This window comes from Flavobacterium sp. PL002 (genome assembly GCF_054165825.1).
In genome coordinates this window covers 3,299,234-3,311,485 of record NZ_CM135110.1, presented here as the reverse complement: position 1 = coordinate 3,311,485, position 12,252 = coordinate 3,299,234, and the positions used below count along the sequence as shown (strand labels likewise).

Here is a 12,252-nt window from a genome sequence, read left to right as displayed (position 1 = left end):
TAATATTACTTTAGGATAAGATACAAAAAAACGGACTCCTACCTACAAGTCACAATTTCGCTGCTAATTCGTCAGTAAAAAAGTGATTTGGAGGTCTGAGTCCGTAATCTATATAGTGCTTATGACTATTTTAATCCTTCAAGAAAACCAGTATGTGATTTTTTTACACTGTAATCTTCATTGTACATCAAAGGCCAATCAATATGTCCCCAAAAATCTAGCAACCAAGATTCACTATCTCTCATTCCCCAAACCGTAAGTGCATACTGATTAGCTGCAGGAATAGCGTTAAAAATCTTCACTACTTCTTTGTACTTGTTTTTTTGTTCAATAGCTCTTTCAGGTGTTAATGAAGTTAAATTATTGTCAGGGTTAGCTTGAATATCTAATTCTGCAAAATGCATTAATAAATTTCTAGAAACAGTCCCATCAACCACAGCTTGAATTTCTGAAGCAGCAGGCCCTTTATAACTAATATGCATTTGTGCACCTAAACCATCAATAAGATTGTCTTTTTTCAAATCATCAGCAATTTTAAAGATTGCAGCTCTTTTAGTAGCAGAAGATGCGAAATTATAATCATTGTAAAACAATTTACATGCAGGATCAGCAGCTCTAGCCCATTGGTAACATTTTTTAATATAGTCATTTCCCATTTTTTGTTTGAAAATTGAATTTCTTAACGGGTTTCCACTACCATCATCAACAGCTTCGTTAACAACGTCCCAAGATTTTACTTTTCCTTTGTAACGTGTTACTACGGTAGTAATATACTCTTTAACCATAGTCTCAAACTCAGCATCTGTACCTACAAAATTAGTTACCCAACTTGGGACTGAATTGTGCCATATCAAAGCATGTCCATGAAGATTTAAGTTATTATCTGTAGCATACTTTACAATTTTATCAACTGCTGTAAAGTCATACGTTCCCTTACTTGGATACATTTGATCCATTTTCATTTCATACTCAGACGTAATGTTATCATATTCTCTTAAGATAATGTCCGATGTTATTCCCGTTAGTCGATTAGATCTTACTATCATACCTACATTAAAATTAGCTGCTTCTTTTAGCGCCGTTGTAGGTTCTGGACCTGTACTGATTATTTCTGTTACAATCACATTTGAAAATGTAGAAATTGACTCCCCTCGTACCGCTCTTACTCTATAATAATAAGTAGTACCAGAATCTAAACCTTCAATGTCTATCGTTAAAGCATTTACTGATAATTCATTATAATTTGGTAAAAGAGTTGAGAAATCAGCCGTTGTAGATACATCTAACAAATAATTATCGGCACGATACACTCTTGTCCAGTTAGCGGTAAATCCAGAATCAGTCAGATTCACTGCAGCATATGCAGAAGGTACCCCAGCAATCACTGCTACTTCTTCATCACTTTTAGAACAGCTTAATACAAATAAGCTTAAGCAGATTAACAACAAAGCTTGTTTTATTTTCATTTTTTTCATCTATATTTTTTTTTTAAAGGTTGCTGCTTATATGCAGCAACCTTTCTAACAATTAACATTATTTACACTAAACCGAACTAGCGTAAAACCTTAAATCTAATATTATCAAATTGAACTTTAGAAGGATTTGGTGTTCCTCCATTTTGATTAATCGTCATCTTAACTTGGTTTATTTTAGAAGGATTTACATCTCCCTGACCTTGCTCTGATGAATCATAATTAGCTCCGAAATCTGAAGTTTTAACCTCTATAGTTTGCCATCCTGCAGTTGCAATTGTATAAGAATACGCCCAGTTTCCGCCATCACTGTCTACAAGAAGTAAATCAATTTTAGTTCCTATCGCTCCTCCACTATTTACATCGATAAGATAGAATGCTTTATCAGCATCTGTAGCCGTTTCACTCAATAAAGCATTTCCAGCATCAGATTGGCTTCCATTATATCCGTTTGCAGTGGCGCCTGCCCAAGTAAATTCTGCATATTTTCCAGATGTACCTCCTACGTCTGAATAAGAAAGTGTATTTGCATCACCATATTTTACCCAATTATTGTTGGGACGCAAACCACCACCATCAAAATCAGCCACTTTATATAAATCAAATCCTTGATCTATGTCTAAAAATCTTTTTGTAGTTCCTCCAGGCGTTGTAATTTCTACATCACCACCTGCAATTGCACTTGTTGGTACCATAAAAGTTAGTGAAGTAGAATTGATACGAGTAAAACTAACTGCTTCGCCTGCGAACTTAACAGAGGAAATGTTGAAAAACCAACCCCCATTTACCGTTACCACAGTTCCAACTTTTGGAACTAAAGGTTCAAATTTTTCAGAAATTATTGCTTTTGGCTGTAGAATTTCGAAACTAGAAACAACTACTTCACCATTTCCTTTTGTAATTTTTAATTCTTGAACTCCAAATCGGCTTCCTTTTTTATCATCAAAAGGAACATTAAAAAACAACGATAAATCAGAGCTCAATTGTGGATTAAAAATTACATTAACTGTATTGTCAAATTCAACTGTTTTAACATTACTTAATCCTGATCCTTCTATTTTTACTAAATCCCCAGGATAGCCTTTATCCTTATTTTCAGTTGGTGGAGAGGTTGTATTGTCTAAACTATACACCCCTTCCAACATTGCTGCAGCACCAGAATCATTATCATTTGAGCATGATGATAGCGCTAAGCAAACAATCAGGAATCCTAGAAAATGTCTACTGTTTTTTATTATTTTACTCATTGTTTTATATTTTAATTATTAAAATTGAAAAGGAACTGGAGTCTCTCTAAGAAGTGGGTTAGCATCTAATTCAGAAGCAGGAATTGGAATCAAGAAAGAATTTTCAGTTGGTATTACTTTTTTAGAATTTACTTCTAATAAAGCAATATTACTGTATGCTCCTCTTTCCTGATTTGAAATAATATTTATCGCTTCCGCTCTGTCTCTTCTCACTAAATCAAACCAATAATCTCCTTCTAATACCAATTCAAGTCTTCTTTCTTTAAAAATATCACTCTTCGTAATACTTGTTTTTGCAGGCAATCCTGCTCTAGTTCTCACTTTATTAAATGATGCTAAAGCGTCTGCTGATGAAGTTGATCCTGAACCAGCTAATATTGCTTCAGCGTGAATTAATAATACTTCAGCATAACGCAACATCGTCGTATTTTGATTGGTTTGTTGTGGACAAGCACCTACGAATTCAGCTGTTGAACCAATAACATATTTTCTAAAACCCATTGATCCACCAAAACCACCAGGACTTACTGTGTAACCTCCTTTTTTAGTTACTAATTCGGGATAAAAATCCCCAGGCAACATAATAGTAGATTTTCTTCTTTTATCATTCTCTTCATACGCATTACGCAAATCGATACTAGGTACAAAGGTTTTCCATCCTGTATAATCTCCTGTAATTTCTGATGTTGGAGTAATATAAGATTGCGCTGCATTACCGTATCCATATCCTACACAACCTACCCATTGCAAAGAGAATATTGACTCTCTACTGTTATTATTTGCTGGACTATTGAACATCAACCCATAATCATCAATAAGGGAGTAATCACCGCTTCTTATAACATTTTCAGAATGAATTTTAGCATTTGGATAATCTTTTAGCGTAATGTACACTTTAGCCAACATTCCGTCGCAAGCACTTTTTATGACTCTACCTCTTTCAAGAGAACTATTCCCCGTTACTAATGGTAAACGTTTGTATGCCTCATTATAATCGGTGATAATAAATTTGTATACATCCTCTACATTATTTCTATACGTAGGAACTTTGTCTGTGTATTGCTCTATTTTATTTAAAATAGGCACGGCACCAAAGATTCTAACCAAATAAAAGTAAGCAGTGGCTCTCATAAAATAAGCCTCTCCTTTTACTCTTTCAACCACTTCAGGAGTGGTTGCTGGTCCTACATTTTTTTCTAAGTTGTTTAATAGTGTATTGGACTGCGCTACAACATTAAACAATGATTGCCATCCTTCAAAAACAAACTGATTAGTTGAATTTACAGAGAAGTTCTCAAATTGCGCTAAATCAGAATAAGCACCTACAGAATTACCAGCATAGGTATCTAATCCGTAAACAAACTTCTCATTAAAATAGAACCAAGGGCGACCGTAAAGTCCGCTACCAGACCCTAATATTTGTCCATCCGAAGTATAAAAATTATCTAAAACTAATTTATCCTCTGGCGGATTGTCTAAAAATTCTGTTGAGCACGATACTGTAAAAAATACAGCCATCAAAAGCACGAAATATTTAGTTGAATTTTTCATGTTGTTATTTTTTTTAAAAATCTAAGTTTAAACCTAATGTAAATACTCTAGCTACTGGATAACGTCCATTATCAACACCTGATAATAAGGCATCTTGACTAAATGAACCTACAGCAGGATCTAATCCAGAATAATTTGTGATTGTGAACAAGTTTTGTCCTGTCATGTATATTCTTAATTTACTGAAAAATTTAGTTTTACTAATGAATTCCTCAGGCGTGGTATACCCAAAAGTTACATTTTGTAACCTTAAATAAGAACCATCCTCTACAAAACGGTCAGATACTCTACTGTTTCCATTAGGATCTCCATTTACATATCTTGGTATGTTTGTGTTTTCGTTCACACCAGCTATGAAACGATTGTTTACATCAGCACTTTGGTTTGAATACGGTCCACCTGTTCCTCCCAAACTTTCAGTAAGTTTTCTAGTCCAGTTGTAAATTTTATTTCCTTGAGTTCCTAGAAAAACAATAGATAGATCAAGATTTTTGTACGTGATATTATTGATAACACTATACGTAAAATCCGGAATTGGATTTCCTATATTAGTTCTGTCACCAGCATCAATTTTCCCATTACCATTGATATCTTTAAATTTTATATCACCAACCCATACTTTGCCATTTGCACCAACTTCATTATCCGGCGTAGGGCTATCTGCTATATCTTTTTCAGATTTGTAAATCCCATCAACTTGATACCCAAAAAACTGACCTACAGGTGATCCTACTCCTGTTTTTGTTATTGTATTATTAAATTGGAAATTTCTATATATAGCTGAATTATTATCTCCAAAAGACGTTAGCTTATTTTTAAATGTCGAAAATATAAATGAAGATGTCCAGTTGAAATTATCATTTGAAATATTTCTTGTGTTTAAGGTAACATCCCATCCTTTATTTTCGATATCACCAAGGTTAATTACTTTCGCTCCTAGACCTAAATTTCCTTGTTGTGGATTTGTACCTAAATAAGCAGGTACTGGCTCACTGAATAAGAAATCACTTGACACTTTTTTATAATAATCAACTTCTAAACGCAAGGCATCTTTAAAGAATCCTACTTCTACACCAAAGTTAGATGCTTTGGTTGTTTCCCATTGTACCGTTGGGTTTTGAATATTTTCTTGTGCAAAACCAGTTCCAAAACCTGTAGGAAAACTCACAATTGATGAGCCGTATTTGTAACTTCCTATATTTTGATTCCCAACTTCTCCATAACCCGCTCTAAATTTTGCGTGATTAACCACATCTTTAAGTCCTTCGAAAAAAGGCTCATTACTAATTACCCAACCGGCAGCAAAAGAAGGAAAATAACCTGTTTTATAACCATCTCCAAAGTTAGAAGAGGAATCTGAACGTACTGTAGCTGTTAGCAAATATTTATCATTAAAGGAATAATTTAAACGAGCAAAATAAGAGTTTAAACTATTTGTCCCTTTATAATTACCATTTGTAGCCGTTTTAGCATCTCCAAGACCTAGCGTAGTAATATCATTTGATAAAAACCCAGTTCTTGTACCAGAAATCCCTTCATATTTAGACTCTTGCGCTTCTTGACCTAATAAAGCAACAACATTGTGTCTACCAAAAGTTTTAGAATACGTAAAGTAATTTTGTAATGTCCAGAACATACTTTGATTTTGTTGCTTAACAGACACACTACTTGTACTTGTTGTACCTATTGTAATATCTGGGTAAAAAACAGAACCATTAGTTGTATTAAAGTCATATCCTAAAACAGATTTAAAAGCCAAATCTTTAGAAAATGAAATTTCGCCAAAAAGACTTCCAACAATTTTATATTTTGCAAGATTGTTTCCTTTAGTCAAAGCTGTAGCTACAGGATTTGAAGCCGATGTATTACCAAAACCTTCTATTGGTCCACCAAAAGTCCCATCAGAATAGCGTACAGGAATATTAGGAGATTGTGATACAGCAGTACTAATCACACCATCTTCAGTATCGTTAAAGGCAATTTTTTGTTGTGTATTTGATAAAGTAACATTGTTTCCTATTTTGAACCAATCGTTAACTTTAGTATCAATATTCAATCGCATAGAATATCTTTTGAAACCAGTATTAATTACAATACCATCTTGTTCAAAATAATTTAATGACGTATAATATCTTGTATTGTCTTTTCCGCCTGAAATAGTGATCTGATGATTTTGCATCTGAGCATTTCTAAAAATTTCTTTTTGCCAGTCTGTTCCTTTTCCTAGTATTTCAGGATTTTGAAACTCATATGGAATTTGTTGTCCTAATTCAGTACTTACACTTGCTCTGTATTTTGCAAAATCTTGTAAATTAAGAACATCTAAGAATTTAGTAACCTGCTGTACACCTGTGTAGGTTTCATAAGAGATTACCGATTTTCCTTTTTTTCCTTTTTTAGTTGTAATCAAAACAACTCCGTTAGATCCTCTAGAACCATAAATCGCAGTTGCCGAAGCATCTTTAAGAATATCCATTGATTCAATATCTGATGGATTTATCGCTGTTAAAGCACTTGACTTAGTTTGTCCGTTTGCACCTCCCAAAGAGTTGTAATTAAAAGAGTCATTATTGTCTCCTCCATTAATAGGTACACCATCTACAACATATAAAGGCTCATTTCCTGATAACGAAGCGATTCCACGTATTCTAATGGAAACACCACCTCCGGGAGTTCCTGAATTTTGAGTTATCGTTACCCCAGAAACTTTTCCTTGCAATGCTTGATCTATCCCTGTAAAGGGTTGGTCCTTGATTGATTTTGCACTAACGGTAGAAACAGCTCCTGTTACATCTTTTTTCTTTACAGAACCATAACCAATCACTACAACCTCGTCTAGGTTATTTGTATCTTCAGTTAGAGTGACATTGATAGTACTTTTATTATCTGCTGCAACTTCTTTAGAGGCAAACCCTATAAAACTAAAAATAATCCTAGAGTTTGCAGGAACTTTATCTAGAGCAAAAGAACCGTCTGAGTTTGTTACAACTCCTGTAGCCGTCCCTTTTACTGAAACATTTACACCAGGCAAAGGCAATCGAGCCTGATCTGTTACGACCCCTTTAATGGTCTTGGTTTGCGACAGCACTGTCTGTGTGCAAATCATTGCCAACGCTATTAGTGCGAATTTTAGCTTGATCATCATATTAAATTGGTTTTTATTCGTTAGTTAATTGTTTTTACTTATTATCAAAATATTTAATTTTTATAATTCTAAAATCATTGTTAATATATCTCATTTTCAAAACGAACCTTGTCGTTTTTTTTAGCCTCTTTTTGACAGCCGTTCATTTGAAATAATAAATTTAATTTTCCCCGCATGGTTTGTGTGTTAATGGTTTAATTAAAAAATCAGTTTGTCTTTATAATTAGTTTACAGAGTCAAAAATAGAGTAAGAGTGGACCTATTATATAGTACAAATGATGCAAAATCTAGTTCATTTGATGCATTACCCTCTTTCCATCTCAATGATTTCGGGACATTAAGAATATTACAATGAAAAATCTATTTTTTAAGTAATTAGCAATCGTTTTATTTTATTTTTAATTAAGTAAAAAAAAAACACCTTTTTATTACACACTTCATAATTATCATAAAAAATATAAATTAGCAAGTTACACCGACTTTATCTCCAAATAAACAAAGAAATATGAAACCAAACATTTGCATTCTTACATTATTTTCAAACTGAATTTTTGAATTATAAACCAAAAAAAAAGAGTTCAATTTGAACTCTTTTGGTACTAAACAACAATTTTTTATTCTGAATCTGTTGCATCATTATCCATTTTTGTAGGCAAATGTCCATATTTTACTTTATAACATTTAGTAAAATATGACGGCGATGCAAAGCCCACTATATAACTTATTTCGTTGATATTGCTATCTCCTAATTGTATAAGTTCTTTTGCTTTCTCCAATCGGACATTTCGGATAAATTCATTTACTGAAACTCCAGTTAACGTTTTAATTTTTCGATACAACTGACTCCTACTTAGAAAAACTTTTGAAGCTAAAACCTCCACACTCAAATCAGAGTCACTAATATTTTCATGAATAAAAGTTAATGTCTTTTGTATAAAATCATTATCAAGAGTAGTTGTTTTTTCTTTCGTGTTCTTGGTAATTCCTTTATAAAATTTATCAAACATGATTTGCCTACTGTTGATTAACTGCCCTAAACTGGATTTTAAAACATCCATATCAAAGGGTTTACTCATGTACATGTCTGCTCCAGAATCGATTCCTTCTAACTTGTCCTGAACCAAAGCTTTTGCAGAAAGCATCAACAATGGAATGTGACTCGTTTTTAAATCGGCTTTTACAGCTTTACATAATTCAAGACCATTCATTACAGGCATAATCACATCTGTCAAAATCAAATCGGGCAATTTTTGTTTAGCTAATTCAAACCCTTTTTGACCATTTTCGGCAACAATTACTTTATAATTTTTTTTCAATTCGTCTTTCAAGTAATTTCGCAATTCGGTATTATCTTCGACGATTAAGATAGTATGTGTAATTGCGTTTGTAATGGCTACTGTATCGGTTGCTGCTTTTTCATCAAACACTACTTTTTTAATTGACTCTCTCAATACTACTTGATGTTCCTCATCTAGAATTTCAGCTTCGGTAAAATATTCATTACCTAACGGAAACATCACAGTAAACGTGGTTCCCACCCCCAAAGTACTATTTACTTCAATCTTACCTTTGTGCAATTCGACAAAACCACGCACTACCTCAAGCCCTATTCCTGTGCTACCATAATAGGTTTTATTAAGATTGTTAACTTGGTAAAAACGATCAAAAATGCGTTTAATTTCTTTCTTGTTCAATCCCGCACCCGTATCTTCAATGGCTATTTCAAATGTTTCTACTTTGTTTTGAGTATTAGCCAATGGTAAAAAAATCATTTTTTGTGATGCGTTGATACTCACTTTTATTTTCCCATTGTCAGCAGTTACTTTGAATGCATTAGAAATAATATTGAAAATAATTTTTTCAAACATCTTAGGGTCTAACCAATCTTGAAGGGAGTCAACGGTAGATTCAAACTGTAAGTTAATGGATCTACTAGCGGCTTCCTCTTCAAAATAACTAACAATATTTTGAGTAAAACTCACCACTTCTATTAGTTGCACATGCAACGCCATTTTATTAAACTGTAATTTATTGAAGTCCATTAATTCATTAATCAAGCGTGATAAACGATCTGAACTTTTATGAATAACAAACAGTTTATTTAGGACTTCAGGAGGTAAACCAAAACTTTTATTTTTTAAAATATCTTCTAATGGATTAATAATCAAAGTAAGTGGCGTTCTAAACTCATGAGAAATATTGGTGAAAAACTGTAATTTCTTAGCATTTAATTTTTCGATTTGAACGGCTTTATCTCTTTCAAATTGAATAGCTTGTTTTTCCTCAAATCTCCTTTGTAAAAATTTCTTCATGTAAACAGATACCAAGATAAAAGCCAATACATATAAAAAATAAGCAAAATTTGTACGCCAGAATGGTGGTAGCACCTCAATGTGCAATTGCAATGGTTTTGCACTCCAGACTCCGCCTCTTTTGGCTGATTTTACATTAAAAATATATTTTCCTGGAGGTAAATTAGTATAAGTAGCTGCACGTTTACCACCTACAAAATTCCATTCTTTTTCAAATCCTTCTAAATAATAAGCATACTCATTTTTACCAGGATGCGCATAATTCAAACCTACATATTCGATAGTAAAAACCGATTGATCATTTGTCAAAACTAGGTATTCAGTCTCTGATATTACCTTTGTAAGTGGTGAATCAGCATCATTAGGACCCACTGACTTATTGAATAATTTTAAATCACTAAAATATAACAAAGGTTGCTTGGTACTTTTTACTATTTGTTTTGGGTTGAAATAATTGATTCCTTCGTAACTACCAAAGTACAAATCACCATTTTTGTCTTTTAAAACTGAATTATTATTGAAATCATTGTCTAAAAGTCCGTCGTCTTTTGTAAAGTTTATCGCGTTTTTTTTCTTTAAATCAACTTTGGTAATTCCCGATTTTCCACTAATCCAGATAGCACCCTCTTGATCCTCAACGATTGCAGCAACTGACTTCTCGACTAAGCCCTTAAAATTATAATAGTAATCAAACTTATTAGCTGCAGGATTGTAACTAAATAATCCTGCACCATCAGTACCAATCCAAATATGTTTGTTTTGAGACTCATACAAGGATAAAACTGACTGGTTTTTTTGCATTTTTATGTCCGTCATCATTTGATTTTTCAAGGCCACTACCGAAAAATTAAAATTTTCATCATGCGAAACCCGAAATAATCCCAAGGTCGATCCTACCCAAATCCTATCATTCGAATCCACTAAAATTTTTCGAACATCTCCATTTGTTAATCCATTTAATGAAAATGGAGCTGTATCACAATGATAAAATTTATTCTCAGAAGGAACATAATAGTGTAAACCTCGTAAATACGTACCAATCCAGATGACTCCATTAGAATCTTCAGAGAAGCTTAGCATTCTGTTTGAGATTATACCTGAAGTATTATTAGTATTGAAATTCACAAAACTATTTGTCCCTTTTTTTAAAAAATAAATCCCATCATTCCAGCTACCTAACCAAACATTTTCTTTACTATCTATAAAAACGGTTTGGATATCATCACTTTTTAAACCCGATAAAAACGAAGCATTTTTACTGTTAATATGTTTGTTATTATTCGTAATTGGATCATAATAATCAACGCCTCCACCTTCAAGACTGATCCATAATTTACCCGCTTTATCCTTTGCAATACCTGTTACTGACTTCGCTTGAAGCGCATTTTCTTTATTGTAAGTAGTGCTACCTATAGCATTAAACTTACTGTATAATTTATCAAAAACATCAACTCCTTGATTGTAGTAGCCCAACCAAACTCTATTTTCTTTATCGGCAAATAGTGACCAAACCGAATTTGATTTTAAACTATTGTTCTCCGCTTTGTTGTTGATATACTTTTTAAGAATCACTCCTTGCTCATCTACCAGAAATAAGCCATCATTTTCTGTTGCGCATAATATAGAATTGCCTTCAGCTTGTAGCAGTGCCATGACTCTTTTCTTGGTTATTGGAAATGACTTTTTAGAAAATCCAGTCGCATCTTTTGAAATTTTTACTAAACCTTCATAAAATGTTCCCAACCATATATTTTGCTTACGATCAAGAACCATCGATTCAATATATTGACTAACAAGCGTTTTTCCAGCCGCATCTCTTACATTTTTTACAACTTTTGCCCCTGGTAGCAAAGACTTTAATCCATAACTAGTCCCTAGGAAAATCGTTCCATTTTTACTTTTAGTCAAACAATTAACTTGATAATTAGTATAGGTCGCTACTTCAGACTTTATAAACGAGATTTTTGAAGTTTTTAAATTGAACTTTAAAACTCCTCTTCCAAAAGTTCCGATGATTAAATTCCCAAAATTATCTTGAATGATACTTTTTACAGGAACATCAACTTTAGTGCCTTTTAACTGCCCTACTTTTAGATCAATATTTTCAAATTTATTAAGTTCCCTATTGTAAAAACACATTCCTTGATCCGTACCTATCCATAATTTATTATGTGAATCGACATAGGTACAATAGATAATATTACTTATGATAGAACTTTCTTTTTGCCAATCGTTTTCAAAAACGGTATAACTTATTCCATCATATTTATACAAACCAGCACCAAAAGTACCAATCCACATATACCCATATTGATCCTGAGTAATACAAGAAACTCCTCTTTTAGAAATTCCCTCATTTATATTTATAAATTGATAACCTTCATACAATTTTTGTGAATGTGCCACATTAGTAATTACACTCAACATGATAAACAAGATGACTATCTTAAAAAATGGGAACGTTTTAATCATTTTCAAAATAAGTGATGGTTAAAAATTATAGTATCAATTTTAATTAAATAAAT

5 protein-coding genes are annotated in these 12,252 nt (G+C 32.8%); all 5 read right to left on the bottom strand.

Annotated features, from left to right (window positions below; translation table 11 throughout):
• Window positions 1-125 precede the first annotated feature (125 nt).
• Window positions 126-1,475, bottom strand: a complete 1,350-nt coding sequence (locus tag ACVEGE_RS14380) for an endo-1,4-beta-xylanase (protein WP_458008557.1) — start codon at window positions 1,473-1,475, stop codon at window positions 126-128.
• 77 nt (window positions 1,476-1,552) lie between these two features.
• Window positions 1,553-2,719: an IPT/TIG domain-containing protein gene (locus tag ACVEGE_RS14375; RefSeq protein WP_173853855.1), complete on the bottom strand. Its 1,167-nt coding sequence runs from the start codon at window positions 2,717-2,719 to the stop codon at window positions 1,553-1,555.
• A gap of 18 nt (window positions 2,720-2,737) precedes the next feature.
• Window positions 2,738-4,270: a RagB/SusD family nutrient uptake outer membrane protein gene (locus ACVEGE_RS14370; protein ID WP_192501429.1), complete on the bottom strand. Its 1,533-nt coding sequence runs from the start codon at window positions 4,268-4,270 to the stop codon at window positions 2,738-2,740.
• Window positions 4,271-4,283: 13 nt separating this feature from the next.
• Window positions 4,284-7,415, bottom strand: a complete 3,132-nt coding sequence (locus tag ACVEGE_RS14365; protein ID WP_192501430.1) for a SusC/RagA family TonB-linked outer membrane protein — start codon at window positions 7,413-7,415, stop codon at window positions 4,284-4,286.
• Window positions 7,416-8,029: 614 nt separating this feature from the next.
• The gene (locus ACVEGE_RS14360; protein WP_225738157.1) at window positions 8,030-12,199 is read right to left on the bottom strand and encodes a hybrid sensor histidine kinase/response regulator transcription factor; all 4,170 of its coding nucleotides are present in this window, start codon (window positions 12,197-12,199) and stop codon (window positions 8,030-8,032) included.
• Between the last annotated feature and the right edge of the window lie 53 nt (window positions 12,200-12,252).